Source organism: Salipiger sp. H15 (genome assembly GCF_040409955.1).
Taxonomy (GTDB): domain Bacteria; phylum Pseudomonadota; class Alphaproteobacteria; order Rhodobacterales; family Rhodobacteraceae; genus Salipiger.
On sequence record NZ_CP123388.1, the window covers coordinates 176361 to 202429 of the forward strand.

The 26069-nt window shown below is 69.0% G+C and carries 27 protein-coding genes; 14 read left to right on the top strand and 13 right to left on the bottom strand.

What is annotated here, in order from left to right; all coding sequences use genetic code 11:
* Positions 1 to 24: 24 nt before the first annotated feature.
* Positions 25 to 333, top strand: coding sequence for an antibiotic biosynthesis monooxygenase (locus PVT71_RS27015; RefSeq protein WP_353476325.1), 309 nt, complete (start codon positions 25 to 27; stop codon positions 331 to 333).
* 132 nt (positions 334 to 465) lie between these two features.
* Here PVT71_RS27015 and PVT71_RS27020 read toward each other — a convergent pair whose 3' ends face one another.
* The 4 genes from PVT71_RS27020 to PVT71_RS27035 form a co-directional block, all read right to left on the bottom strand.
* Complete coding sequence (locus PVT71_RS27020) at positions 466 to 1200, bottom strand: amino acid ABC transporter ATP-binding protein (RefSeq protein ID WP_353476326.1); 735 nt, start codon at positions 1198 to 1200, stop codon at positions 466 to 468.
* The gene (locus PVT71_RS27025) at positions 1197 to 1871 is read right to left on the bottom strand and encodes an amino acid ABC transporter permease (RefSeq protein ID WP_353476327.1); all 675 of its coding nucleotides are present in this window, start codon (positions 1869 to 1871) and stop codon (positions 1197 to 1199) included. Before PVT71_RS27025 ends, PVT71_RS27020 begins: the two co-directional genes overlap by 4 nt.
* Before the next feature lie 4 nt (positions 1872 to 1875).
* Positions 1876 to 2646 carry an amino acid ABC transporter substrate-binding protein gene (locus PVT71_RS27030; RefSeq protein WP_353476328.1) on the bottom strand — a complete coding sequence of 257 codons (771 nt, stop codon included), beginning with the start codon at positions 2644 to 2646 and terminating at the stop codon, positions 1876 to 1878.
* Positions 2647 to 2916: 270 nt separating this feature from the next.
* Positions 2917 to 3822, bottom strand: coding sequence for a LysR family transcriptional regulator (locus tag PVT71_RS27035; RefSeq protein WP_353476329.1), 906 nt, complete (start codon positions 3820 to 3822; stop codon positions 2917 to 2919).
* An 89-nt stretch (positions 3823 to 3911) separates the two neighbouring features.
* Between PVT71_RS27035 and PVT71_RS27040 the strand changes: the two genes are divergently transcribed.
* The 10 genes from PVT71_RS27040 (at position 3912) to PVT71_RS27085 (ending at position 11809) form a co-directional block, all read left to right on the top strand.
* Positions 3912 to 5090, top strand: a complete 1179-nt coding sequence (locus PVT71_RS27040; protein WP_353476330.1) for an MFS transporter — start codon at positions 3912 to 3914, stop codon at positions 5088 to 5090.
* Between the two features lie 13 nt (positions 5091 to 5103).
* Entirely contained in the window at positions 5104 to 5295 is a 192-nt protein-coding gene (locus PVT71_RS27045; protein ID WP_353476331.1) for a hypothetical protein, read from the top strand.
* Positions 5270 to 5395 (top strand): hypothetical protein, encoded by a 126-nt coding sequence (locus tag PVT71_RS27050; protein WP_353476332.1) that lies wholly within the window; start codon positions 5270 to 5272, stop codon positions 5393 to 5395. Before PVT71_RS27045 ends, PVT71_RS27050 begins: the two co-directional genes overlap by 26 nt.
* 306 nt (positions 5396 to 5701) lie before the next feature.
* On the top strand, positions 5702 to 6466 hold the full coding sequence (locus PVT71_RS27055; RefSeq protein ID WP_353476333.1) for a FadR/GntR family transcriptional regulator: 765 nt from the start codon (positions 5702 to 5704) through the stop codon (positions 6464 to 6466).
* Between the two features lie 15 nt (positions 6467 to 6481).
* Positions 6482 to 7453, top strand: a complete 972-nt coding sequence (locus PVT71_RS27060; RefSeq protein ID WP_353476334.1) for a tripartite tricarboxylate transporter substrate binding protein — start codon at positions 6482 to 6484, stop codon at positions 7451 to 7453.
* Between the two features lie 11 nt (positions 7454 to 7464).
* Entirely contained in the window at positions 7465 to 7947 is a 483-nt protein-coding gene (locus PVT71_RS27065) for a tripartite tricarboxylate transporter TctB family protein (RefSeq protein ID WP_353476335.1), read from the top strand.
* A 10-nt stretch (positions 7948 to 7957) separates the two neighbouring features.
* Positions 7958 to 9475, top strand: a complete 1518-nt coding sequence (locus tag PVT71_RS27070; protein WP_353476336.1) for a tripartite tricarboxylate transporter permease — start codon at positions 7958 to 7960, stop codon at positions 9473 to 9475.
* Positions 9476 to 9486: 11 nt separating this feature from the next.
* Positions 9487 to 9984 carry a 2,4'-dihydroxyacetophenone dioxygenase family protein gene (locus tag PVT71_RS27075; RefSeq protein ID WP_353476337.1) on the top strand — a complete coding sequence of 166 codons (498 nt, stop codon included), beginning with the start codon at positions 9487 to 9489 and terminating at the stop codon, positions 9982 to 9984.
* A gap of 5 nt (positions 9985 to 9989) precedes the next feature.
* Positions 9990 to 10769: an SDR family oxidoreductase gene (locus tag PVT71_RS27080; RefSeq protein ID WP_353476338.1), complete on the top strand. Its 780-nt coding sequence runs from the start codon at positions 9990 to 9992 to the stop codon at positions 10767 to 10769.
* A 32-nt stretch (positions 10770 to 10801) separates the two neighbouring features.
* Positions 10802 to 11809 carry an alcohol dehydrogenase catalytic domain-containing protein gene (locus PVT71_RS27085; RefSeq protein WP_353476339.1) on the top strand — a complete coding sequence of 336 codons (1008 nt, stop codon included), beginning with the start codon at positions 10802 to 10804 and terminating at the stop codon, positions 11807 to 11809.
* A 99-nt stretch (positions 11810 to 11908) separates the two neighbouring features.
* Here the strand turns inward: PVT71_RS27085 and PVT71_RS27090 are convergent, their stop codons facing one another.
* Positions 11909 to 13144, bottom strand: coding sequence for a Zn-dependent hydrolase (locus PVT71_RS27090; protein WP_353476340.1), 1236 nt, complete (start codon positions 13142 to 13144; stop codon positions 11909 to 11911).
* On the bottom strand, positions 13144 to 14334 hold the full coding sequence (locus tag PVT71_RS27095; protein ID WP_353476341.1) for a hypothetical protein: 1191 nt from the start codon (positions 14332 to 14334) through the stop codon (positions 13144 to 13146). Before PVT71_RS27095 ends, PVT71_RS27090 begins: the two co-directional genes overlap by 1 nt.
* Positions 14335 to 14503: 169 nt before the next feature.
* Between PVT71_RS27095 and PVT71_RS27100 the strand changes: the two genes are divergently transcribed.
* Positions 14504 to 14998 (top strand): MarR family winged helix-turn-helix transcriptional regulator, encoded by a 495-nt coding sequence (locus PVT71_RS27100; RefSeq protein ID WP_353476342.1) that lies wholly within the window; start codon positions 14504 to 14506, stop codon positions 14996 to 14998.
* A gap of 41 nt (positions 14999 to 15039) precedes the next feature.
* Here the strand turns inward: PVT71_RS27100 and PVT71_RS27105 are convergent, their stop codons facing one another.
* From PVT71_RS27105 to PVT71_RS27115, 3 genes are read right to left on the bottom strand one after another with little or no spacing between them, the layout of a single operon-like run.
* Positions 15040 to 16431, bottom strand: a complete 1392-nt coding sequence (locus tag PVT71_RS27105) for a cytochrome c (protein WP_353476343.1) — start codon at positions 16429 to 16431, stop codon at positions 15040 to 15042.
* Entirely contained in the window at positions 16431 to 18050 is a 1620-nt protein-coding gene (locus PVT71_RS27110; RefSeq protein ID WP_353476344.1) for a GMC family oxidoreductase, read from the bottom strand. Before PVT71_RS27110 ends, PVT71_RS27105 begins: the two co-directional genes overlap by 1 nt.
* A gap of 36 nt (positions 18051 to 18086) precedes the next feature.
* On the bottom strand, positions 18087 to 18605 hold the full coding sequence (locus tag PVT71_RS27115; RefSeq protein ID WP_353476345.1) for a sugar dehydrogenase complex small subunit: 519 nt from the start codon (positions 18603 to 18605) through the stop codon (positions 18087 to 18089).
* Positions 18606 to 18739: 134 nt separating this feature from the next.
* Here PVT71_RS27115 and PVT71_RS27120 point away from each other — a divergent pair, with 134 nt between their 5' ends.
* Positions 18740 to 19678 (top strand): LysR family transcriptional regulator, encoded by a 939-nt coding sequence (locus PVT71_RS27120; RefSeq protein WP_353476346.1) that lies wholly within the window; start codon positions 18740 to 18742, stop codon positions 19676 to 19678.
* A 57-nt stretch (positions 19679 to 19735) separates the two neighbouring features.
* On the opposite strand, the gene PVT71_RS27125 is transcribed toward PVT71_RS27120, so the two are convergent.
* From PVT71_RS27125 to PVT71_RS27140, 4 genes are read right to left on the bottom strand one after another with little or no spacing between them, the layout of a single operon-like run.
* Positions 19736 to 21319: a tripartite tricarboxylate transporter permease gene (locus tag PVT71_RS27125; protein WP_353476347.1), complete on the bottom strand. Its 1584-nt coding sequence runs from the start codon at positions 21317 to 21319 to the stop codon at positions 19736 to 19738.
* A gap of 13 nt (positions 21320 to 21332) precedes the next feature.
* Entirely contained in the window at positions 21333 to 21956 is a 624-nt protein-coding gene (locus PVT71_RS27130; protein ID WP_353476348.1) for a hypothetical protein, read from the bottom strand.
* A complete protein-coding gene (locus tag PVT71_RS27135; protein ID WP_353476349.1) occupies positions 21953 to 22891 on the bottom strand; it encodes a tripartite tricarboxylate transporter substrate binding protein in 939 nt (312 codons plus the stop codon). The genes PVT71_RS27130 and PVT71_RS27135 overlap by 4 nt, the downstream gene beginning before the upstream one ends.
* 39 nt (positions 22892 to 22930) lie before the next feature.
* Complete coding sequence (locus PVT71_RS27140) at positions 22931 to 23710, bottom strand: GntR family transcriptional regulator (protein WP_353476350.1); 780 nt, start codon at positions 23708 to 23710, stop codon at positions 22931 to 22933.
* Between the two features lie 105 nt (positions 23711 to 23815).
* Between PVT71_RS27140 and PVT71_RS27145 the strand changes: the two genes are divergently transcribed.
* Entirely contained in the window at positions 23816 to 25933 is a 2118-nt protein-coding gene (locus PVT71_RS27145; RefSeq protein ID WP_353476351.1) for a gamma-glutamyltransferase, read from the top strand.
* Positions 25934 to 26069 lie beyond the last annotated feature (136 nt).

The window sequence follows — 26069 nt, forward strand, 5'->3', positions numbered from 1 at the left end:
ATCTCACGCAAAAAGGACACGGTCATGCTGATCCAACTCGTCAACATCAAGGTCCAGGAGGGCACGCGCGACACCTTCCTCAAGGCCTTCACGCTGAACTGCGAAGGCACGCGGAAAGAGCCGGGCAACCTGCGTTTCGATCTGCTGCACGACCCCGCGGACGAGAACAACTTCTACGTCTACGAGATCTTCGAGAGCGAGGCGGCGCTCGACGAGCACCGCAAGACCTCCCACTACCAGACCTGCGTGTCGATGATCGACCCGATCACCCTCGGTGGCCGCAGCAAGACCTATTTCTCGCCGGTGCTGATCCAGGATCAGGCGCCCGCCTGAACCCTCCGCCCGTGCCCGTTGCCAAGCCGTGCCGCCGTCTCCGGACGGCGCGCGCTTGCCCGGCATGGGAAGGGCACGCGGCACCTGCGGAAGAAGGTCGCGGGCATCGGCACGCCGACCCCGCACAGCATCTCAGTAGGACAGCCGGCTGAGGAACCGTTGCAGCCGCTCGTCCTTCGGCGCGCCGAAGACCTGCTCGGGCGGCCCCTCCTCGACGATCTTGCCGCCGTGCATGAAGATCACCCGGTCGGCGATCTCGCGGGCGAACTGCATCTCGTGGGTGACGATCAGCATGGTCTGGTGGTGCGCGGCGACGCGGCGCATGAGGTCGAGCACCTCGCCCACCCATTCGGGATCAAGCGCCGAGGTCGGCTCGTCGAAGAGCATCAGCTCGGCGCCGATCGCCATGGCCCGGCCGATGCCGACGCGCTGCTGCTGCCCACCCGAAAGGCTGGCGGGGTAGCTGTCCGCCTTCTCGGCAAGCCCGGTCTCGGCCAGCACCTCGAGCGCGCGCGCCTCGGCCTCGGCCGGCGGGCGGCCCTGCACGGTGACCAGCGCCTCCATGATGTTTTCCTTCGCGGTCTTGTTGGCAAAGAGCGCGTAGTTCTGGAAGACGAAGGCCGAGCGGCGGCGCAGCGCGAGGATCTGGCCCCGCGTCGCATGCGCGGCGTCGAGCGTCACGTCCCCGATGGTGATCTGCCCCGCGTCGGGCTGGTCGAGGAAGTTGAGGCAGCGCAGCAGGGTCGACTTGCCGGTCCCCGAAGGGCCGATGATCACCACCCGCTCGCCCGGGGCAATGTCGAGGTCGATGCCATCCAGCACCGCCGTGCCGTCGAAGGTCTTGCGGAGGCCGCGGACGGAAATCATCGTGCATACGCCTTGTTCAGATAGGTCTCGAGCCGCTTCTGGCCCTGGCTCAGCAGCTCGACCATGGCCCAGTACATCAGCGCCACGACGAGGAAGGCCTCGAAGTAGAGGAAGCTGCCCGCCGCCTCCTTCTGTGCCGCGCCCATCATCTCGGTGACGCCGAGCGTGAAGGCCAGCGAGGTGCCCTTGATCATGTCGATGAAGTAGTTGACCAGCGTCGGCGCCGCGACCCGGGAGGCCTGCGGCAGGATGATCCGCCGCATCATCTGCAGCTGGGTCATGCCGATGGATTGCGCCGCCTCCCACTGGCTGCGGTCGACGCCGAGGATGGCGGCGCGGATCGTCTCGGCCATGTAGGCCGAGAAGTGCAGCGTGAGGCCCATGATCGCGGCGGTAACGCCGTTGATGTTGGTCAGGAAGCTCAGCACCTGCGGCAGGCCGTAGTAGAAGAGGAAGAGCTGCACCAGCAGCGGCGTGCCGCGGAAGAAGCTGATGAACAGCACCACCGCCCAGTCGAGCCAGCGGATGCGGAACACCCGCTCGACCGCCAGCAGCGAGGCGAGGATGAGCGCAAGCACCATCCCCGCCGCCGCCATTCCGAGTGTCAGCGGGACGTAGCGCAGGATGACGGGGACCAGCCCCAGCATGTAGTCGAGGTCCAGTCCCCGCATCACGTCACTCCGGGCTGGTGATGTCGGTGCCGAACCACTTCTGCGAGATCTCGGCCAGCGTGCCGTTCTGGCGCAGCGTGGTCAGCGCCGCGTCCACCTCGTCGCGCAGCGCGGTCCCGGCCTCGTCCTTGCGGAAGGGCAGCGCGTTGTGGATCTCCGAGAAGGGCTTGCCGGCCAGCGCCAGCGGCAGCGGGCTTTCCTGGATCAGCTGCGCCGAGGAGACGCGGTCCATCACGAAGGCATCGACGCGCCCGAGCGCGGTGTCCTGCGCGATGTTCGACTCGTAGGTCTTGATCTCGATCTCGTCGGCGAAGGGCAGCTCACGCAGCAGCTGCTCGAAGTTCGAGCCGAGGTTCACCGCCACGGTGCGCCCGCGCAGGTCCTCGACGCCGGTGATCTCTTCATTGCCCTTGCGCACCACCACCTGCGCGCCGTCGTAGACGTAGGGCTGGGTGAAGGCGAACTTGGCCTCGCGCTCGGGGGTGATGGTGATCTGGTTGGCGATCGTGTCGATGCGGCCCGCGTCGAGCGCGCCGACGAGACCCGAGAAGGACATGGTCTCGAACTCCACGTCGAGGCCGGTCACCTCGCCGACGGCGTTCATCACGTCGACCTCGAAGCCCTGCAGCACGTCCTGCTTGACGAAGGTGAAGGGGAAATAGCCGCCCGACATGCCCACCCGCAGGGTCTGGGCCTCCTGCGCGGCGGCGGCACCGGCGAGCCCGGCGGTGATCGCGGCGGCAAGGACTGAGGCGGTGGCGATGGATCTGAGCATCTTGGCAACTCCTTTGAATTAGGAGCACTAGGTGACTTTCCGGGGCGCGAGGATCAATGGCTCCGGAAAGAAAAGGCCCCTGTCTCAAGCTGACGCGCGGCACCCGGAACGTCGTTCCGCTTCTCCCGCCCGGCAGAGAATGCACGTTTGCCCCGGGCCCGTCGATGGGGTTGGTTCAGCTGGGCATATCGCGGCCCGGCGGCGCGCGCTTCGGCGGAGGCGTCCGGCTTGGAGCGAGTCTCACATGTTGCGTAAAGACGTGTGCCGAGATCAGGCGGTCCAGGCGCCGCTGCGGGACAGGTTTTCCGACAGCCAGTCGAGAAAGACCGCGAGCCGCCGCAGTCCCGAGGTCCGGGTGAGATAGAGCGCGGTGATTTCCAGCGACTCCGCCAGCAGGCGATCGGGGAACAGCGACACCAGCCGCCCCGCGGCGATATCCTCGGCCACCATGAACTCCGACAGGCGCGCGATCCCCATGCCGCCGAGGATGAGGCCGCGCACCGCCTCGCCGTTCTCGGCGTAGACCGAGGCGGGCACCTCGACTGGCCCGGAGAGCCCCTCGAAATGCAGGGCGTTGATGTGCGACGGCGCGGTGAAGCGGACCTGCCGCAGTCGCGCAAGCGCCTCGGGGCGGTCGGGCCAGCCTTCGCGGTCAAGATAGGCGGGAGCCGCCACCAGCCGCCACGGCGTCCGTCCCAGCGGCCGCTGCAGCACCTCGCTGTCGGCCAGTCGGCCGAAGCGGATCGCCACATCCGCATGGCTGTCGATCAGGTCGACGAGGCGATCGGTCATGTCGAGCGTGACCTCGACCTCGGGAAAGCGCGCGTGGAACTCGGCCAGTTGCGGGGCGATGACGTGCAGGACGAAGCCCGCCGGCGCGTTCACCCGCAGGGGGCCGCGCGGCGCACGGCCCTGCGCCGCGAGATCGGCGAGCGCCTCGGTCCGGGTGACGATGTCCTGCGCCGCCGCGAGCAGGTCGCGCCCCTCAAGGGTGAGTTCGATCGCACGGGTGCTCCGGCGCAGCAATGTCACGCCCAGTTGCGCCTCGAGCCGGGTGACCGTCCGACTCAGCGTCGAGGGCGCCACGCCAAAGTGCCTGCCGGCCTCGGCGAAACCCCCGGCCTCGATCACCGCGACAAAGGCCGCAAGATCCCGGGTCTGCGGTAATTCGTGCATCTGGCGCAACGAGCCTTTGCCAACCTGTCTGTTCACGCAAAAGCCTAGCGCGGCCATCTTCGCGGCGAAAGTGGAAACAGGAGCCTCCCATGCCCTTAGCTCTCTGGGCGCTGACGATCAGCGCCTTCGCCGTCGGCACGACCGAGTTCGTGATCGTCGGCCTCATCCCGACCATCGCCGCGGACCTCGGCGTGTCCCTGCCCTCGGCGGGCCTGCTGGTCAGCCTCTACGCGCTTGGCGTGACCATCGGCGCGCCGGTGCTGACCGCGCTTGCCGGGCGCATGCCGCGCAAGACCCTGCTGCTGTCGCTGCTGGCGCTGTTCATTGCCGGCAATGCCTTCGCCGCCTTTGCGCCCGGCTATGACAGCCTGATCGCCGCGCGCTTCCTGACCGGTCTTGCGCATGGCGTCTTCTTCGCCATCGCCTCGACCATCGCCACCGATCTGGTGGATCGCGAGAAGGAAAGCTCGGCCATCGCGCTGGTCTTCCTCGGCCTGACCGTCGCGCTGGTCACCGGCGTGCCGCTCGGCACGTGGATCGGCCAGAGCTTCGGCTGGCAGTCCACCTTCCTCGGCGTGGTCGTGCTGGGCGTGATCGGGCTGATCGCCTCGGCGCTGCTGGTGCCCGGCACCCTGCGCCGGCGCGCCGCACCGGGGCTGAGCGCGCAGGTCAGGGTGCTGACATCGCCGCGGCTGCTGCTGGTCTACCTGATCACCGCGATCGGCTACGGCGGCAATTTCATCGCCTTCACCTACCTTGCCCCGATGCTGAGCGAGGTGACCGGGCTCGGCGCGGGCGCGGTGAGCCTCGTCATCCTGCTCTACGGCGCCTCCGTCGCGGTCGGCAACATCGTCGGCGGCAAGCTGGCGGACCGGATGGGCGCGGTGCGCGCGCTGACGCTGATCTTCATCGGGCTGTCGGCGGTGCTGCTGGCGTTTGGCCTGACGCTCTCGTCGCCGGTCGCCGCCATCGCGGTGATCGCGGTCTGGGGCGGCTTCGCCTTTGCCAACGTGCCGCCGCTGCAGGTCTATACCGTGCAGATCGCCCGCGAGGTCGCGCCGGACGCGGTCGATGTGGCCTCGGGGCTCAACATCGGCGCCTTCAACCTCGGCATCGCGCTTGGCGCGTGGGCCGGCGGGCTCGTCGTCGAGGGCAGCGGGCTTGCCGCGGCGCCCTTCCTCGGTGCGGCCGTCGTCGCGGTCGGCGTGCTGCTGACCCGGCTCTCCGGTCGTCTCGACCGGGCCGCTTCCCCCCTTCCCGCAGAGTGAAAGGGTCTCGAGCATGACCATTCGACACATCGGGCCCGCCGGCATCCCGCTCGAGGCCGATGCGCCGCTCGCGCAGGTCAAGGTGATGGACGCGCCCGTGCTTGCCGAGATCGCCGAGGTTTGGCTGCTGCACGAGCCCGGCACCGTGGCCCTGCCGAGGACCACGAGGGTCTTGCGCCTTGCGGGCAACCTCGCAGGGGCATGAGATCACGCTGAGCGCGGAGGAGATCGGACGGATCGACGCGCTGGCGCAGGCGGGTGGCCGCATCGTCTCGCCCGAGGGGCTGGCACCCGACTGCGACTGAGGTACGGCGCCTGCCGGATCCTGCCCGCCCCGGCACGTCCGGGGTGGGCTTTCGCGCGATGCGCCCTAGGTTCGGGAGGCGGAGCGGGACGTGCGGCCGATCCTCTTGTTCTGCGCCGGAGGCCGCGCGTCAGAGCGTCGTCCCCATACAACGCATTGATCTCAAAAGCTCAAATTGACGTTACCTTTGATACGATCAATGTGTTTGATTCATCGTACCAAAATGTTTATGACTGATTCATGTTGGACCGTGGGGTGGAGGCGCTACGGTCGGTCAGCCGCCGAGGTTGACATGGAGGAGACAGCCGTGAGCGAATTCGAACTGCCTGAAACCCTGGGAGCCGACGGCGCCGCCGCGCGCCCCGTGAAGGCGTCCGAGGCTCTTGACACGCTGGGCCGGCGCATCGTCGCCGGCGAGTACGAGATCGGGGGCACCCTGCCGGTCGAGGCCAGCCTGATGGATGACCTCGGGGTCAGCCGCACCACCCTGCGCGAGGCGATCCGCACGCTGGTCGCGCTCGGGCTGGTCGAGGTGCGGCCGCGCATCGGCACGCGGGTGCTGCCGCGCAAGCTCTGGAACCTGCTGAACCGCGACGTGCTGCGATGGATGATGCCGCCGGGCGGCTTCAACGTCGAACTGATGAGCTCGATCGACGAGGCCCGCGAAATATTTGAACCCGCCGCCGCCGGCTTCGCCGCCGAGCGCGCCTGCCGCAGCGCCATCACCGCGATCCGGGTCGCCTATGACAAGATGGAGGCCGCCGCCGAGTCCGGTGACGTCGTCGCCGCCATCCGCGCCGACCGGGAGTTCCACCTCGCCATTCTCGCCTCGACCGGCAACCCGGTGCTCGAGGCCTTCGACACGGCCATCGACGCCGTGCTCGGCCAGCTCTTCCGGGTTGCCATCGAGACCCACATGGAGAATTTCCGCAACAACCTGATCAACCACCGCAACGTGCTTGACGCCATCGAGCGCAAGGACGCGGCGGCCGCCCGACAGGCGATGCTCGACACCATCTGGTTCACGCGTCGCCACCTGGAAAGGCACAACCTCACCAAGACATTCAGCTAACCGGAGGAGACCCCCATGCTGAAGAAGATGACGTTCGCGAGCATTGCCCTGCTCGCGGCGGCCGGCACCGCCATGGCCGAATACCCCGAAAAGCCGATCACCATGATCGTGCCGTGGAACGCCGGCGGCGGCACCGATGCCGTCGCGCGGATGCTGGCCAAGGGGCTGGAAGCCGAGCTCGGCACCAATGTCGCGGTGGTCAACCGCTCGGGCGGCGCCGGCGTCGTCGGCCACAACGCCATGGTGACCGCGCCGACCGACGGCTACACCATCGGCTTCGCCACCGCCGAGATGGTGACCTACTACTGGACCGGCAACGCCGAGTTCACCAACGAGGACTTCACCCCGATCGGGCTGGTGAACTTCGACAGCGGCGCCTTCCACGTCTCCGCAAGCAGCGATTGGGAGACCGTCGGTGACGCCGTCGAGGCGATCAAGGCCGAGCCCGCGGGCACCTTCAAGATGTCCGGCACCGCCGTCGGCGCAGCCTACCACCTTGCCTTCGCGGGCTTCCTGCAGCAGCAGGGCGTCGATCCGCTGAAGGTCACCATGGTGCCGTCGCAGGGCGCCGCACCGGGCTTCCAGGAACTGGCCGCCGGCGGCGTGCAGATCATCCCGTCGTCGCTGCCCGAGGGCAAGACCATGATGGATGCCGGCCGCTCCAAGGTGCTGGCCGTCTTCGCCGACGAGCGCAACCCGGCCTTCCCCGACGTGCCCACCGCCGCCGAGCAGACCGGCACGCCCTACTCGGGCGGCACCTGGCGCGGCGTCGTCGGCCCCAAGGACATGGATCCCGAGGCCGCCGCCAAGCTCGAGGCCGCGGTGAAGACCGTCTTCGACAGCGAGGAGTTCCAGTCCTTCATGGCGCAGCAGGGCTTCGGCGCCCGCTACCTGAACGCCGCCGAGTTCTCTGACTTCCTCGGCGAGACGCAGAAGAGCGTCGGCGAGGTCATGAACGCCATCGGCCTCGCGCAGCGCGGCAGCTGAGGAGTAGAGGGATGCGGCTTCCGGATATCTGGACCGGGCTCGGCTTTGCGGTGCTGGGGATCTTCGTGGTCCTGCAGGCGCAAGGCTTCCCCGAACCTGCGGGGGCCGCATCTCCGCGGCTCTTCCCGCGCATCATCGGCTGCGGCTTCGTGCTCTTCGGCCTGCTGATCGCGGGGCGCAGCCTCGCGGCGCGGATGCAGGGCGCGGAGGTGCGGCTCCTGCCGCCCGTCGAGGACTGGATGCGCAGCCCCAAGCGGCTGGCGCGGATCGTCTTCGTGCCCCTCTCGGTCGTGCTCTACGGCCTGCTGGCCCCCATGCTCGGCTCGCTGCCGGTCTCGGTGGTGCTGGTCTTCGTCACCGCGCTGCTCTGGGACGAGCGCCCGATCGCGGCCGCCGTCGTGGCCGTCGCCGTCTGTCTCGTCGTCACGCTCTTCTTCATCGAGGTGATGCGCGTGCCCCTGCCAACCGGGCCCTTCCCCGGCTCCCTGTTCTGAGGCGCCCCACATGGATGTCCTGATTTCAGCCTTTCACATGGTCTTCAGCCTCGACGTGCTGGGGGTGATCCTGCTCGGCTCGGCCTTCGGCCTCTTCGTCGGCGCGACCCCGGGCCTCAGCGCGACCATGGCGGTGGCGCTGCTGGTGCCGGTGACCTTCTTCCTCTCGCCGGTGGCGGCCATCGGCGCCATCGTCTCCTGCTCGGCGATGTCGATCTTTGCCGGTGACATCCCGGGCGCGCTGCTGCGCATCCCCGGCACCCCGGCCTCGGCCGCCTACATGCGCGATCTCGACGCGCTGAACCGCATGGGCCGGCTCGACCTCGCGCTCGGCACCTCGATGATGGTGGCGGTGATCGGCGGGCTGATCGGCACGGCGGTGCTGGTGCTGGCCGCACCGCAGCTGGCCGAGGTGGCGCTGCTCTTCTCGACCTACGAGTATTTCTGGCTGGCGCTGCTCGGCCTTTCCTGCGCCACGCTGGTGGCCGGGCGCGACCGGCTCAAGGGCACGATGTCGCTGCTGCTGGGCCTGTTCCTCACGATGATCGGCCTCGACGTGACCACCGGCCTGCCGCGCTACACCTTCGGGCTGATCGACCTGCAGGCGGGCGTTTCGCTGATCGCGGTGATGATCGGCGCCTTCGCGGTGGCCGAGATCCTGCGTTCGGCGCAGCACCCGCTCATCACCCCGCAGAAGCCGGCCAAGGCCGGGCTGTCGATCCTGCGCGGCCAGGGCCGCAACCTCTGGACCCACAAGGGCGCGGTGACCCGCGGCAGCCTGATCGGCACGCTCATCGGCGCGCTGCCCGGCGCCGGAGCGGACATTGCCGCCTGGATCGCCTACGCGATCAGCCAGAAGTTCTCGAAGCGCGCGGACAACTACGGCAAGGGCGAGCCCGAGGCCATCGCCGGGGCCGCCTCGGCCAACAACGCGGCGCTCTCGGGCAGCTACGTGCCGGCGCTGGTCTTCGGCATCCCCGGCGACTCGATCACCGCGATCGTGGTCGGCGTGCTGGTGCTCAAGGGCATCCAGCCGGGGCCGATGGTCTTTGTCACCTCACCCGACCTCGTCAACGCGATCTACATCGTCTTCGTGCTGGCGAACCTGCTGATCATCCCGCTCGGCCTGCTGGCCATCATCGGCGGGCGGCAGCTGCTCGGCGTGCGGATGGGCAAGCTCTATCCCTCGATCCTGCTGCTCTGCATCCTCGGCACCTTCGCCACCAACAACGCGCTCTTCGATCTCTGGACGCTCGCCGCCGTCGGCGTGCTGGTCTGGGTGATGGAGGCGAACGACTATCCCGCCGCGCCGCTGGTGCTGGGCCTCGTGCTCGGCCGGGTCGTGGAGGAGAACTTCATGTCCAGCATGATCAAGGCGGATGGCAACCTGCTCGCCTTCTTCGAACGCCCCATCGCCGGGGTGCTGGGCGTGATCACGCTGCTGGTCTGGCTCGCGCCGCCGGCGGTGTCCCTGCTGCGCCGCCTCTCCGGGCGCGGCAAACCCGACCGAAGCTCTCTCGCTAACTAAGGGAAATCCTGATGTATGCTTCTATGAAAGGATCGACCCATCCGCTCGCCGTTCCCGAGATTGCCGAAATGGCAATCCCCGAGGACGAACGGGTCTGGGTCCCGCAGGCGCCGGACGTGTGGTTCCGCCCGCTCCTGCTCAACACCATGGCCGGGCAGTGGTGCAACCTGCTGCGGGTGCGCAAGTCCGGCGTGCTCAGCAAGCATTTGCACCCCGCCCCGGTCACCGGCTACGTGATCAAGGGCCGCTGGCACTACCTCGAGCATGACTGGATCGCCGAGACCGGCTCCTTCGTCTTCGAGCCGCCGGGAGAGATCCACACCCTGACCGTGCCCGAGGATTGCGAGGAGATGATCACCTTCTTCAACATCCAGGGCTGCATGTACTACGTCGACGAGGACAACAAGCACGTCGGCTTCGAGGACGTGTTCACCAAGATCGACATGTGCCGCAAGCACTACGAGGAAGTCGGGCTCGGCGCGAGCTACCTCGACCAGTTCATCAGATGACCAAGATGGAAAGAAGCGACATCTCCGCCCTCAGCGGCGGTTGGGCCGCGCCTTTCCTCGAAGGCCGCTCGGTCCTCGTGACCGGCGGCACCTCGGGGATCGGGTTCGGCATCGCGCTTGGCTTCGCCCGGGCCGGGGCGCGGGTCACCGCGACGGGGCTCACCGAAGCCGAGGCCGCGGCGGCGACCGCGAAGGCGGAAGAGCTCGGGCTCGGCGAGGCCCTGCGCTTCGACGTGCTCGACGTGCGTGACGGCGCGGCGGTGACCGAGGTCATCGGCGGGCAGAGCGATCTCTACACGCTGGTCAACTGCGCCGGGCTGATCCGCCGCGGCGCCGAGCTGGAGCCCGCGGTCTTCGAGCAGGTCGTCGACGTCAACCTCAACGGCTCGATGCGCTGCGCCCATGCCGCGCATGACGCGCTGGCGCGCACCGGCGGCAGCGTGATCAACACCGCCTCGATGCTGTCGTTCTTCGGCGGCGGGCTGGTGCCGGGCTACTCGGCCTCGAAGGGCGGGATCGCCCAGCTGACCAAGTCGCTGGCCATCGCCTGGGCCAAGGACGGCATCCGGGTGAACGCCATCGCGCCGGGCTGGATCCGCACCCCGCTGACCGCCGACCTGCAGGGCGACGCGGCGCGCGAAAGCGGCATCCTCGGGCGCACCCCGATGGGCCGCTGGGGCGAGCCCGGCGATCTGGCGGGGCCCGCCATGTTCCTCGCCACGCCGCTCGCGGGGTTCATGACCGGGACGGTGATCCCGATCGACGGCGGCTACGCGATCGCCTGAGCGCGATCCCCAGACCTGAGCAGGAGGAAGACATGAAAGCGTTGGTCTACGAGGGCCCGCGGAGCGTCGCCGTGCGCGACGTGCCCTTGCCCGCCACCGGGGGCGTCCGGCTGCGGCTGCACTATTGCGGCGTCTGCGGCACCGACATCGGCATCTACGCGGGCAGCCACCCGCGCGCGCAGGCGCCGCTGATCCTCGGCCACGAGTTCGTCGGCGAGGTGATCGAGGATCATGCCGGGTTCGAGGCAGGCCAGCGCGTCACCGCCTTCCCCCTGCTCTCCTGCGGGACCTGCCATCCCTGCCGCACCGGCAGCCCGCATGTCTGTGCCAGCCTGCGCCTGCTGGGCATCGACTGCGACGGCGGCATGGCCGAGGAGATGACCGTCGCGCCCGAGCTGCTGGTGCCGGTGCCGGACCACGTGTCGGACGAGCTGGCCGCGCTGATCGAGCCGGTCGCCGTGTGCCTGCGCGTCGCCGACCGCGCCGGCGTGACGATGGGCGACACCTGCGTCGTCACCGGCGCGGGGCCGATCGGGCTCATCACCGCGCTGATGCTGCGCCAAGCCGGGGCCGGGCGGATCCTCGTCTCGGACATCGCGCCGGGTCGGCTGCGGCTGGCCGGGGAGCTGGGGTTCGAGACCGTGGACGCCAGCCGCGACAGCCTTGCCGAGGCGGTGGCCGCGGCCACCGGCGGCGACGGGGCGGACGTGCTGGTGGAATGCTCCGGCGCCGTGCCCGCGGCGCTCGAGATGACGCGGCTGGTGCGCACCGGCGGCACGATCTGCCTTGCCTCGCTCTTCAAGGCTCCGACCCCGGTCGCGCTGCTCGACATGAGCTTCAAGGAGCTGAAGCTGGTCGGCTCGCGGGTCTACACGCGGGAGGAATTCCGCCGCGCCACCGAGCTTGTCGCGCAGCTCGAGGCGCCGCTGCTGAACCTGATCACCCGGATCGTGCCGCTCAGCGCCGCGGGTGATGTCTTCGACCTGGTCACGGATCCGGACGCGGGCATGGTCAAGGTGCTGGTCGACTGCCGGGCGTGACCCGGCAAGACCGGGTTCCCTGAAGAAGACAGGCTCTTGCGGGAAGGACATTCAGGCCCCTTCCCGCATTCCTTTGTTTGCCCGCGTCGGGATGCACCCTCAGGCCGTCAGCGCCCGCGCAGCCCGGAAGACCACCTCGACGCCGCGCGCCAGCTGGTCGTAGTCGGTCCATTCCTCGGGGGTGTGCGACACGCCGTTGCGGCTCGGCACGAAGACCAACCCGACCGGCGCGATCTTCGACAGGACCATGGCGTCATGCCCCGCCCCGCTCGGCATCGGGCGCCAGGCGAACCCGCAGTCCTCGGCCGCGGCGATCAGCTCGCGGCGGATCTCCTCGGACATCGGCGTCTCGGGCACCGCGAGTAGCTCGGCGGTGCGGACCTCGAACCCGGCAGCCTCGACCGAGGCTAGCCGGGTGTGGAGCGCGGCCTTGATCGCGTCGACCGTCCCGACCCTGTCTGCCCGCACATCGACGCTGAAGATCGCGGCCTCGGGAATGACGTTGGCGCCGCCGGGAAGCACGCCGATCTGGCCCACCGTGATCACCGCGCGGGGGTCGATCCCGGCGCAGAGGCCCGGCAGCTCGGCGATGACCCCGGCGGCGGCGACAAGCGCGTCGCGGCGCCCCGCCATGGGAGTCGTCCCCGCGTGCCCCGCCGCGCCGGTGATCCGCACCTCGAGCTGCGACAGCGCCACGATAGAGGTCACGATGCCGACGGCGTCGCCGGTCTGTTCGAGCACCGGACCCTGCTCGATGTGCAACTCGAGGAAGGCGTGGATGCCGCCCTCGGGGATCGCGGCGGCGCCCGCTTCCTCCAGCGAGAGGCCGAAGCCCGCCATCGCCTCGCCAAGCGAAACCCCCTCGCTGTCGGTCATGGGCGCGAGCGCGTCGGGGCCGAGCTGGCCCGTCAGGATGCGCGAGCCGAGCAGGCCGCCGCCGAAGCGGCCGCCCTCCTCCTCGATCATCGCGATCACCTCGAGCGGGCGGCGCGGCGTCACGCCGAACTGCTGCAGACAGAACGCCGTCTCGATCGCCGCGACGACCCCGGCGGGCCCGTCAAAGGCGCCGCCGTTCGGCACGCTGTCGATGTGCGAGCCGACCAGCACCGGGGCAAGCGACGCATCGCTTCCCTCGAGCCGCCCGACAAGGTTGCCGACGCTGTCGATCCGGGTGGCGAGCCCCGCCTCCTGCATCCGGCCGGCAAGGTAGTCGAGCGCCGCGCGGTGCTGCGGGCTGTAGGTGAGCCGGGTGGTGCCCCGGCCCGGGCTGGCGGTGAACTCCGCCAGCGCCTCGATCATGCCGCGGATGCGCTCTTCGCTCACATGCCGGGTCATTACAGCAGCCCCGCGAAGATGCCGGCCAGCAGCACCGAGACGATGGTCACCGTGACGAAGCCGGCGACGAGCATCGGCGGCAGCATGTGGGCCGAGAGCACCTCGCGTTCGTCTTCCTTGTCGGAGAGCGCGTTCACCACCTCGTTGGTGATGACGTAGTCGGCCGGGAAGCCGTAGAGCGCGGTCAGCGAGCAGGCAAAGGCCATCGCCGGCGTGCTGCCGAGCAGCTTTCCGGCGATGAAGGAGAAGACGTACATGCCCGCGACGCCGATCAGGATCGCGCCGAACATCGGGCCCGCGAGGTCGAGCAGCATCTCGGGCGTCGCGCGGTTGAGGCCGCCGAGGATGAACAGCATCAGCACCATGATCACGAAGCCGAAGGAGTTCGCCAGCTGCAGCGGCTGGCGCTCGAGGAAGCCGACCGAGGAGGCGATGACCCCGGCCACGAGGCACAGCACGAAGGGGCTGATCTCGAAATAGGGCTTCACCAGCTCCGACGCGCCCCAGGCGAGGAAGGCGACGAGGCCGAGCCGGAACAGCTTGAAATAGACGGTGTTGTACTCCGCCGGCAGGCTGCGGAACAGCGCGGGCACCGCGGCGCCCTGACGGCTCTCGACCTGCGCGACCTTGGCGGTGCCGGCCCATTGCCCGCTGCGGTAGAGGCCCAGCACGCGGCGTCCCTCGCGCTGCAGCATCCAGGACGTCAGCGGGTAGCCGACGAAGCCCTGCATCACGTAGATCAGGATGGCGAGCACCGCGAGGCTCTCGAAGCCGGCCTTGGCCGCGGCCTCGGACATGATCAGCGAGGACACGACCCCGCCGGTCAGCGGCGGCGTCACGACGACGATGGTCTCGTAGTCGAGGAAGAGCCGGCCGACGGTGAACAGCATCGCCGCGATCCCGGCGATGCCGAGCAGCGCGATGACCACCGTGCGCCACTGCCGCCGCAGTTCCTCGAGCGAGAGCAGCGTGCCCATGTTGGTGATCAGCAGGAACATCGACAGGTAGACGATCGGCGTGCCGAACCCGGCGACCTGTACGATGTCGGAGGGGAAGAACGTCCAGTAGCCGATCAGGAACAGCACGGCGCAGACGAAGATCGACGGCAGCCGAGAGCGGGTTCTGGTGGCGGCGATGTCGCCGACGAAGAGGATCAACGTCAGCACGGCAAAGGCGGCAAGTTGGGGCATTCGTGTCTCGCTTGGAATCTGGGAGGCGCAACGGTTGACGGATCGTTACATCCAAATGGATGTAATTCGCAAGCTGTGCTATGCTTCGCCATGCCGCCGTGAAATATTGCAACCTTGCGGGGCGCTGGGTACCACGAAGACCTCTCGACAAAGCCACGGCGAGGACAGCTTGCGATACGAGACCGACGACATCCTGCGCGAGACCTTCACCTCCGACCTGCGCTACCTGATGGCGGTGAGCCACATCGTGCTGGCCAACAACCAGGTGTCCAACAGGTTCTTCGAGAAGACCTACCGAATGCCGGTGCACGCCTGGTCCGCGCTCTACGCGGTGGTGCGGTTTCCCGGGCTGCTTGCGAAGGACATCCAGCTGCTGTTCCCGCGGCCGCAGAACTCGGTCAGCCGCGCGGTTTCACTGTTGCGCGACCGCGGCTGGATCACCGTCGAGACCAGCGGCGAGGACACCCGGGCCCGGCTGCTCTACCCGACCGACGAGGGGCGGCGGGTGCTTGCGGACATCGAGGCGCAGGTGCTGAAGCGGCAGGACGAGATCTTCGGCGTGCTGTCGCAGGAGGAGCGCGACCAGTTCCTCAAGCTGTGCCGCAAGCTGATCCTCGGGGGCGGGCTTGCCGCTTCCAAGGCGCTGTCACCGCACGACAGCTGAAGCGCGCGCCCGAGCGGCGCCTGGCCCTGCCTGCGCGGGGTTCAGGACGTGCGGGCCGCGCGGCGCCGACGCAGGATCATCACGCCGGCGACAAGCAGGATGCCAGCAAGGATCATCGCCGCCACGAGTGCCGCGTGGACCCAGGCGAGCAGGTCCGACGTCGGACCGCCCGCCCGGATCTGCGCCACGTCCGCGGCCGAAACCTCGTGGTCGGCAGCCCCGTACTGCGCGAAGACGTAGTTTGAAAGGCTGGCGATCTCGTCGTCGCTCAGCGCGTTGAAGGCGTTCACCTGTTCGCCGAAGGGCGGCATGAAGACATGCCCGTCCGCGGTCTCGCGATCGACGCCGTTGAGGACCGCCGCGATGAAGTTGACCGTCGAGGCACCCGCGGTGGCGGAGTTGTGGTAGAGGCTCGGGTAATACTGGTCCTTCGTGCCCTGGCCGTTGATGCCGTGACAGGAGGCGCAGTTCGCGGAATAGACCTGCGCCCCCGCCGCAAGGCCCGAAGGCGCGGCGTCGAGGCCGCGGAAGCCCGCGGTCATGTTCCCGGCCTGCCCCCGACCGAACCGCTCGGTCCCGGCAACCGCGGGCACGTCCGCAAGGTAGGTCGCCATGGCGGCAAGGTCGTCCTCACCCAGCTTCGAGAAGCTGTGGCTGACCGCCTCGGCCATGCTGCCGCCCGCCTGCGCCCTGCCCTCGGCGCGGCCGGTGGCGAGATAGGCGACGATCTCGTTCTTCGACCAGGCGCCGATGCCGTCCTGCGGATCGGAGGTGATGTTGGGCGCGTACCAGGCCCCGACCTGCGCCCCGGCAAGATGCTGGCTGGCCTTCTCCTGCATCAGCACGCCGCGCGGCGTGTGGCAGGTCGAGCAATGCGCCGGCCCCTCGACCAGATAGGCGCCGCGGTTCCACTCGGCGGATTTCCCGGGCTCATCCTCATGCACCGACGTGTCGCGGAACATCAGGTTCCAGCCGATCATCGAGGCGCGGACGTTGAACGGAAACGGCAGGCGTGTCTCGGCGCTCGGCGCGTCGATGGGCTCCACGCCCTGCATGAAATAGGCATAGAGCGCGTGGATGTCCTCGTCGGTGATCCGGGCAAAGGCCGTGTAGGGCATCGCCGGGTAGAGGTTGGCGCCATCGGCGCGCACGCCGCGCCGCACCGCGTCCGAGAACTGCGCCTCGGTGTAGCTGCCGATGCCATAGTCCACAGAAGGGGTGATGTTGGTGGCGACGATGTCGCCGACCGGAGAGGCGATCACGTGGTTGCCGCCGAAGGGCTTGTCCTCGCTGCCGGTGTGGCAGGCGACGCAGTCCGACGCGGTCGCGACGTAGCGGCCGCGCTCGACCAGCTCCTCGGGGAAATCGGCGGCCAGCGCCGCGCCCGCGAGCAGCGCGAGACCCGCGGAAAGGGTGACTTTCTGGAACATCATCAGGCGCCTTTCGCCTCGGAAATGAGCGCCTCTGCCGCCATGAAGGCCAGCGAGGTCATGGTGATCGTGCTGTTGCCGCAGGCGGTCGACGCCATGGCGCCGCCGCCGGGCAGGTAGAGGTTGGCGTGGTCATGCGCCCGGCACTGGCGGTCGACGACCGAGTCCGCCGGATCGTTGCCCATGATCGTGCCGCCCATGATGTGCTTGGAGGTCGAGAACTTGTCGCCCGCCGGCTTGAAATCGGTCGCGCCCATCGCCTCGGCGATCCGCTGCGCCATGGGCTCGCCGTACTCGCGCGAGGCGCGCCGCGTGTATTCGCCCACGTCCCAGTGGACGCTCGGCTTCGGCAGCCCGTGCCAGTCCCTGTCCGACGACAGCGTCAGGCGGTTGTTCGGATCGGGCAGCATCTCGTAGGCGGCGACGAGGTTGACCGAGGTGGCGGTGCGCCGGCGGATCTCCTCGTCGAGCGCCCGGCCGACCTTGCCGCTCGCCAGTGCCTGCTTGGCGATGAAGCGGTTGCGGGCGAAGTTGTTCAGGCGGAAGTAGGCGCCCGCGTGGTCGCCGCGGAAGTCGCCCTGCGAGGTCTCCATGATGCCGCTGTTCACCACCGGCCCCGCGCCCAGCCAGTAGGGCTCGGTCACGGTGAAGGTGTAGCCCTGCTGCGGGTGGTCCATCATGTTGCGCCCGACTTGGTCGGAAGAGTTGGCGAGCCCGGCCGGGTTGCGGTCGTCGGCCGACATCAGCAGCAGCTTCGGGGTCTCGATGCCGTTGCAGGCCAGCACGAACTGCTCGCCGGTGACGCGGTGGCTCACGCGGTTGCGGTCGAGGTAGTGGAGCGCGACGATCCGGTTGCCCTCGCCGCTCTCGACCCGGTGGACCACCGCGTTGTCGAGGATGGTGGCCCCCTTGGCCTCGAGCCGGTTCAGCGCCGTCGCGGCATCGTATTTCGCGCCGACCGGGCAGACCGGCACGCAGTTGTTGTTGGCGCAGCAGGCGGGGCGATCGTCATAGGGCGTGCCCGAGTTGCGCGCCTGCGCCACGGGAAGGTTGCGCAGGCCGAGCTTTTCCTGGACCACCTGCGTGAACTTCCGCTCGCCCTGCGACAGCGGCAGGTGCGGCATCGGGTAGTCCATCGAGCGCGGGCGCGGCGGCCATTGCAGCTCCGGGTCCGACGGGCCGCAGATGCCGAGCGCGGTTTCCGTCATGTTGTAGTAGGGATCGAGCGTCTCGTAGTCGAAGGCCCAGTCCCGGCCGACGCCGTAGCGCGATTTCAGCCGCATGTCCTCGGGTGTCAGGCGCCAGCAGGTCCCCGCCCAATGCCAGGTCGAGCCCCCGGCATAGCGCAGGTAGGTCGGGTCGTATTTGTCGGGCCCGGTGCTGCCGAGATAGTCCTGCCCGAAGAAGGGGTGCGGCGCCCAGTCGGCGGGCGGATAGGAGGCGGTGGCGTCGGGCTTCGCGCCGAGCGGCAGGTTTCGGTAGTTCTCGACGATCCGGGCGCGCGACACGCGCGGCCCGGCTTCGATCATCAGGACTTCGAGTCCGGCGTCGAGGCATTGCTCGGCGATCACGACGCCGACGACGCCGGTGCCGACGATGACGACTTGCGAGGAGCTGGTCATGGGGAGGCTTTTCTTGGGAGGAGGAAGGAAGGCGAATCAGAAGCGCGGCAGGTCGGTAAGCGGATAAAGGTCGTTGCCCCAGCCGTTCGGCGCGGAGAAGCCGAAGCTGGGGATCGCGACCATGTCGAGCGTCGGCTGGTAGAGCAGCGCCTCCTCGTAGGTGAAGAGCGTCGCGCCCCGCTCGAAGGAGGACGAGCCGGTGTACCAGGTCTGGATCACCCAGTAGGCGAAGTCGCGCAGCGGGCCTTCGGGCAGGTCCTCGAAGAACTGCTCTACCTCGCGCGCGTCGCGGGCCGCGGCGGTGTCGATGATCGCGTCGAGCATCTGCTCGAGGTCGGGATAGGTGGCGCTGGCGAAGCGCGCGATGCGCGCCCCCACCGCCGGGTCGAGGTGATGGTTCACCAGCAGCTGCGAGGCCGAAAGGAACTTCTCTTCGGCACCCGCCGAAAGGGCCGCGCGCAGCGCGCCCGGCGTGGCAAGCGTGGCGAATACGGCTGCGGTCCCGAACAGCAGCTGGCGGCGGCTGGCCCGGGGGAGATCGGTTCTGGAGTTCAAGGTGTCCCTCGTTGACGACGTGGGGAAGGCGGTCATTCACGACCTGGCCTGCGTGATAACGCCGCACCGCATATCGCTTGCCCTGACATAAGACAAATCGTATTAATTGAACCATAATTAAGCAAAGTCAATCAATGAGCCTCCCCCCTCCCCGCCAGCTCGAAGCCTTTCTCGCGGTCGCCGAAGCCCGCTCGTTCCGGCTTGCCGCCGACCGGCTCGGCATGTCGCAGCCGGCGCTCTCGCAGAACATCGCCCAGCTCGAGGCCCACCTCGACACGCGGCTTTTCGACAGGAGTACGCGCTCGGTGCGGCTCACCGCGGAAGCGGCCGAGCTGCAGGCGCACCTGTCGCGGCTGCTGCCAGCGCTGCGCGACGCGCTCGACCGGACACGGGACTTCGGCAAGGACCGCAACGTGACGCTCCGGCTCGGCTTTCTCGCCTCGGCGGCGGTCAAGTACCTGCCCATGGCGCTGCGGCAGTTCCGGGCGGAGCACCCCGAGGTGATGGTGCATGCGCGGGATGACACGGCCGAGGGGCTCTTTGCCGCGATCCACGAGGGCACGCTCGACCTCGCGGTCTCGAGCTTCCTGCCGCACAGGAACAAGGACGTGGACTTCGAGCTGATCCGGGCCGATCCGTTCATGGCGGTGCTGCGCCGCGACCACCCGCTGGCCACCCGGGACGAGATCACCTGGTCGGAGTTGCTGCGCTACGACTTCATCGGCGCGAACAGCGGCAGCGGCACGCGCTTCGTCACCGATGCGGCGATGCAGTCGATCAACCACCCGGCGCGCACGGTCATGGATTTCAACCACTTCCTCGCGGTGGCGGGGATGATCGAGGCGGGCATGGGGGTGAGTGCGCTACCGACGGTGAACTGCCCGTCGCCGGACCACCCGGTGCTCTGCACGGTCAGGCTGGTCGATCCCGTGGTGACGCGGGATCTGGGCGTGCTGACCCGCGCGCTCGACGGCTCGCGCTCGCGCTTCATCCAGAGCTTTCGCGACTGCATCGTCGCGGCGGCGGCCGCGGCGCATTCCGACCTGCCGCAGGACGAGGCCAAGGAAGTGTGAGCCTTCGCCTTCGAGACCGGCGCAGCGCCCGTCCGGCACGCCGCGCCGGCCCTTCTCTCACGGGTTGCGGGCTTGCCGCACCATGCGGAACAGCAGGAAGGCCGAGCAGGCCAGCATCCCCAGCGCGATCGGCGACTTCAGCAGGAAGAACGCGTCCCCACCGGAGGCGGTGAAGGCGCCGCGCACCAGCCCTTCGAGCGTCGGGGCCAGAAGGAAGCCGATGACGAAGGGCAGGATGGAAATCTGCAGGCGCCGCAGTGCGTAGCCGATGAGCGCGAAGACCCCCGCCGTCAGCAGCCCGACGTAGCCGCCGTCCTGCACGTAGGCGGCGGTGAGCGACACGGTCAGGATGACCGGCAGCATCAGCTCCTTCGGGATCCGCACCAGATGGCCGAGAACGCCCATCAGCATCCCGCCGAGCGTCCAGTTGAAGATATTCGCCACCACCATCATGGTGAACATGCCGAAGGCCATCACGAGGTTGGTGTTGAGGATCGTGTCGAACCCCTCGATGTGCTGGATCGGGGTGAACTGGAAGACCTGCGGGCCGAAGGAGAAATCGCCGATCGTCTCGACCGCGAGGATGATGAAGACCGCGGCGAAGTTGCCGGGAATGCCGAGGCTCATCACCGGGATGAGGTTGGCGCCGGAGACGGCGGAGTTCGCCGCCTCGGTCGCCACCACCCCGTCCGGCGTGCCCTGCCCGAAGGCCTCGGGCGTTTTCGAGCGGCGCTTGGCGGTGTCGTAGCTGAGGGTCGCGGCGGTCGTGGTTCCGATGCCGGGCAGCGCGCCGATCACCGTGCCGATCACCGCGGCGCGCAGGATGCCGGGCATCATGCGCAGGCGCTCGGCCCAGCTCAGCGCCGGCCCCATCTCGGGCCGCTCGCGGCTCGGGGCCTCGGTCTTGCGGGCCTCGTGCATCTCCTCGATCGAGATCAGCACCTCGGAGATCACCAGCACGCCAAGCACCGCCGAGGTCAGCGGCAGGCCGTTGCCGAGCTCGGGGATGCCGAAGGTCAGCCGCGGGCCGTTGCCGGACATGGTCGATCCGATGAGCGAGACGAACATGCCGAGCAGCCCGCCGATCAGCCCCTTCAGCGGCGCCTTGCCGACCACCGCCGCCATGAAGCAGAGCGACAGGATGATCAGCGCCGACTTCTCGGGCAGGCCGAGGATGCGCTCGACCGCCACGGCGATGGCGGGGGCGGCGATGAAGAGCACGATGTCCGAGAAGTTGTCACCCATGACCGAGGCGAAATGCGCGGTCTGGATCGCCTTCTTGCCCAGCCCCTTGCGCGCCATCGGGTAACCGTCGAGCGTGGTGAGGAAGGCGTCGGGGGTGCCGGGTGTCTTGAACAGGATCGCCGGCACCGCCCCGCCCACGGTCGCGCCCTTCATGATGCCGAGCAGGCAGCCCAGCACCGGGTAGAGCGCGTCGTTGCCGTAGCCGAAGATCGACACGAGGATCGGCAGCGCGATGGCCATGGCAAAGGGGCCGGACATGCCCGGCACCGCGCCGATGAGGATGCCCACCAGCACCCCGATCAGCACCATCAGCACGGGCATCAGCAGCAGGGAGCCGTCGGCGCCCTGGAACACGGAAGTCACGCCGAGGCCGACGTATTGCAGGAGTAGGTCCATGGAGGGAGGGTCCTCAGAGGTCGGCGTTCGGGGGCAGCTGGATATTGTCCAGCAGGCCGTCGAAGATCAGGATCATCACCGCGACCGTGGCCGCGGCGACCAGCACGTCGCGCCCGCGCAGCCGGTGGCAGGTGATCGAGATGAAGCCGCAGGTCAGCAGCGTGCCGCCGACGAAGAAGCCGGACACGTCGAAGGGAAAGCTTGCCGATGCGGCGCGGTAGCCGCTGAAGGCGGTGAGCCCGAGCGCGTTGGTCAGCCAGACCAGCACCGGGCCGGTGGCGTTCATCACCAGCAGGCTGACGGCGGTGAGCAGCAGCGACCGGCCGAGGAAGCCGAGGTTGCCGAGGCTGATGCGCCCGACCTCCTCGCCGCCCGACCCGCGCCTTGCGCCGAGCTGGCTCAGGATCAGCAGCGCCGCCAGCGGGACCATGAGCCCCACAAGCAGCACCGGGAAGAAGCTGTCACCGGGCACCATGCGCCCGGTGAGGTTCTTCTGCAGGAAGCCGCTGCCGATGTCCCGGGGAAACCAGACGAGCAGGCAGAGGGCCACGAAGGCCAGCGTGCCGAGGCCGATCCAGAGGTTCCATCGCCCGCCGGAGGCCGCGCCCGCCGCGGTTTCCTCGGGACCGCCGGTCATTGCGCGAAGGCCTTCATCATCTCGACGTTGGCGTCGTAGGTGGCGAGGATCTGCTCGCGCAGCGCGTCACCCTGCGTGACGATCGGCGCGGGCGGGTACTGCTTCTCGATGAACTGGCGGGTCTCGCTCTCGGGATCGGCGAGGATCTCGGCCACCACCGCGGCGATCTCGTCGCGGATCTCCTCGGGCAGGCCGGCCGGGGCGGTGATGATGTACTGGTAGCCGAGGTTCAGCTCGATCCCCATGTCCCTCAGCGTCCGCTTCTCCGGGTCGAGCGCGACCGGGGTGGTCTCGGCCGAGGCGAGGATCTTCAGCACGCCGGCCTCGACCAGCGGCTTCTGCACGCCGCCGCCCCAGCCGACATTCGCATCCATCGACACCAGCGCGTTGAGCGCGCCCTTGCCGCCCTCGGTGCGCAGGTGGTTGACGCTGATGCCGAGGCCGCGGGCCACCAGTTCGGCGCCGGCCTCGACCTGCGTGCCCCAATTGGCCCAGACGATCTGCTCACCGCCCGCCGCCGCGGCCTGCAGGTCCTCGAGCGTGTTCCAGCCGCTGTCGGCGCGCGCCAGAACCGCCATCTGCGAGCCCGCGGTCGTGGTGATGTAGGTGAAATCCTCGGGCGAGAGATTGTCGCTGTTCATCGGTGCGAAGTCGTAGGTGGTGGTGATCGCAAAGCCGAGCGTCTGCCCGTCCGGCGCCTCGGACTTCAGCTGCGCCGACATGACCGTGCCGTCCTCGCCCGCCTTGTTCTCGGGCGCGATCTTCCAGCCGCGCCGCGCCTCGATTTCCTTGGCGAGGGTGCGGCCCTGCACGTCGGTGCCGCCGCCGGCGCCGTAGCCGATCCACAGGCGGATCGGCCCGTCGGGCTGCCATTCGGCAAAGGCGGGGCCGGCGAGGGCCAGCATCGAGGCGGCGATCAGAAGCGATCTTTTCATGTCTATCTCCACTGTTGTGTTTGCGTTTTCTTGTTGGGGTCAGAGGCCGGGCTTGCGCTCGACCAGTTCCATCGGGCGATGGCCGCGCGGCAGCTCGAAGCGCTGCACGATCTGGAGCCGGCCGTCGCGGTCGTACTCGCTGGCGTCCCAGATCATCCCGACATGCGGCGCGGCGAGGTCGAGCTGCTCGCAGGCATGGCGCGACAGCAGCTCCGCGCTGGCGCTGTGCCGCACCTGCGCGGTGCGGATGCCGAAGCGCTCCCACAGCATCCGGTGGTACGAGGCGCCATGCAGCGTCTCGGCGCCGTCGCCGGGCAGGTCCACGTGGTACTCGCAGCGCATGAAGAACGAGCTGTAGGCCGGCGAGGCCCCCGAGACCCAGACCAGCCGGTCGAGGCGCATGACCTCCTCGGCCTCGAAGCCGGTCAGCAGCGGGCCATATTCCGCCGTCGGCACCCGCTGCACCCGCAGGACGCGGGTGAAGGGCATCATCTCCTCGCCCGTCACGGGGTCGCGGAAGCGGTAGACGTGGACCTCGGGCACCTGGTGGTTCAGCTCGGCGATGAAGCTGCCGAGCTTGCGGCGGCGGATCACCAGCCCTTCCTCGACGAGCTGCGCCAGCGCCTTCTGCACCGTCGACAGGCCCACCGGCAGCGCGGCGCTGATCTCGGTCTCCTTGGGCAGGTGCCCGCCCGGCATGAAGGTGCCGGAATGGATGCAGGCGGCGAAAGCCTCTGCCAGGCGCTGGTACTTCACGCCGGTGTCGGGGGTCGCCTCCCACTGCGCCACGAGCGGCGCGAGGGAGAGCTTGCTGGTCATGGTGCTCATACAACAACGGTAATAATGAGTGTTTGCACTTGTCAACTACGTAGTTAATAATGTAGGATAAGAAAACTAGGAAGTTATTTGGAGAGGCAGGGCGGCATGATGGAAACTTGGGCAGTTGCCACCGGGCACCCGACCGCAACCCGCGCCGCCGAGCGAATCCTTCGTGCCGGGGGCAATGCCGTGGATGCGGGGGTCGCCGCCGGGCTGACGCTGGGCGTGGTCCAGCCCGATCTCGTGTCCGTTGCCGGGGTCGCGCCCATCATCATGTTCGACGCAGCCACCGGGCAGGTCACCAGCCAGGACGGGGTCGGCGGCTGGCCTGCCGCCGCCGATGTCGAGGCGATGCACCGCGCCCACGGCGACCATGTCCCCGAGGGCATCCTGCGCACCGTCATCCCCGCCGCCCCCGCCAGCTGGATCCGCGCCCTCTCCGAGAAGGGCACAATGCGCTTCGCCGACATCGCCGAGGAGGCCGTGGAGGCCGCCCGCGAGGGGTTCGAGGTCTACCCGCTCTTCGCCGATTTCATTGCCACCCGGCAGGAGAAATACGCCCGCTTTCCCTCCACCGCCGAGATCTTCCTGCCCGGCGGCCGCCCGCCCGTGGTCGGCACGCGCTTCGTGCAGCGCGACCTCGCCTGGACGCTGGAGCAGATGATCGCCGCCGAGGCCGCCTGCCCCGGCGACCGCCGCGCCGGGCTCGCCGCCGCGCGCGCGGCCTTCTACGAGGGCCCGATCGCCGAGCGCATCGTCGCCTTCCACGCGGCGAACGGCGGGCTGCTGACCGCCGCCGACCTTGCCGGCTACGAGGTGCGCGAGGAGGCGACGCTGCCGGTGCGCTTCCGCGGCGTCGAGGTGCATTGCTGCGGCGCCTGGTGCCAGGGCATCTCGATGGCCGAGACGCTGGCGATGATCGAGGCCGCGGGCCCCGGCGCCGCCACCCGCGACGGCGCGCTCGACCTGCATTTCCTCGTCGAGGTGCTGAAGCGAGTCTTTGCCGACCGCGAGGCCTTCGTCACCGATCCCGATCACATGGCGATCCGCCCCGCCGCGCTGCTCGCCCCCGACTTCCTTGCCGCGCGGCTCGCCGGGATCGGCGCGAAGTCCGACCCGCTTCCCGCCCCCGGCACGCCCGCGGAGCCGAGCGGCGCGCCCGCGGTCTTCCACGTCGGTTGCGCCGACACCTCGCATGTCAGCGTCATCGACGGCGCGGGCAACATCTTCTCGGCCACGCCGAGCGATCCCAGCTACGACACGCTGGTGATCCCCGGCACCGGGCTCTCGGTCTCGTCGCGCGGCTCGCAGTCGCGGGCGATCCCCGGCCACCTCAACGCCCTCGCGCCGGGCAAGCGGCCGCGGCTCACCCCGAACCCGATCCTCGCGCTGAAGGAGGGCAAGCCCTGGCTCGCGATGGGCACGCCCGGCGGCGACGTGCAGGTGCAGGCGATGATCCAGGTGCTGCTGAACATGCTCGACCTCGGCATGACGCCCGAGCAGGCCGTGCGCGCGCCGCGCGTCGCCACCTACGCCTTCCCCGGCAGCTTCGCGCCGCATGACGTGCATCCCAACAAGGTGCTCTACGAGGCCGACCTTGCCCCGGCGCAGATCTCCGACCTCGCGGCCCGCGGCCACGATCTCGAGGCCTGGCCGCAGGAAACCTGGATGGCTGGCGGCGTCTGCATCGCCCTGCGCGAACCCACGGGCGCAAGCGCCGTCGCCGACACCCGCCGGGTCGGCACCGCCGCGTCGGGAGGAGCGGGCGAACCTGATGCCGCGCTCGCGCGCATCGCCGATCCCGCGACGCAGCTCGCCGAGGCCTACGCGCTCTGCAACGCGGCGATCCCGAACGGCCTCTTCTCCGCCATGCGCTTCCACGCCGCGGAGATGGAGGTCGAACGGCTCTATTCCACGCTGCCCGAGGTCTACCCTGTGAGCGGCCGCAAACCCAAGCGCGCGACGCCCTGGGGAGAGAAGGTGCTGCTGCGCCGCGAGGTGAACGCCGGGTTCGGCGCCGCGGACATCTCCTGGGCCTTCTCCGACCACGAGACCATCCTCGGCCTCGGGCTGGAGGCGGTGCTGAACGTGCCGGTGGTCGCAGGCGACCGGGTTCTCGGCACGATCAACTACCTGCGCGCCGCGCCCGCCTTCTCCACCGACGAGATCGCCCTCGGCCGCGCCTGCGCCGCGGCTATCGCGCGCCGCGGAGAGCTGGAATAGGCGGGAACGGTCTCCTTGCGGCGGCGGGCGGCTCGGACGCCCCAAAGCTCCCGCAAAGGGATCGCAAAGCGGCTCTTTCCGCCATGGTCTGATCAGGGGCAAGCACACTGGCGCCGCACGTCTGTCCGGGCGTCGG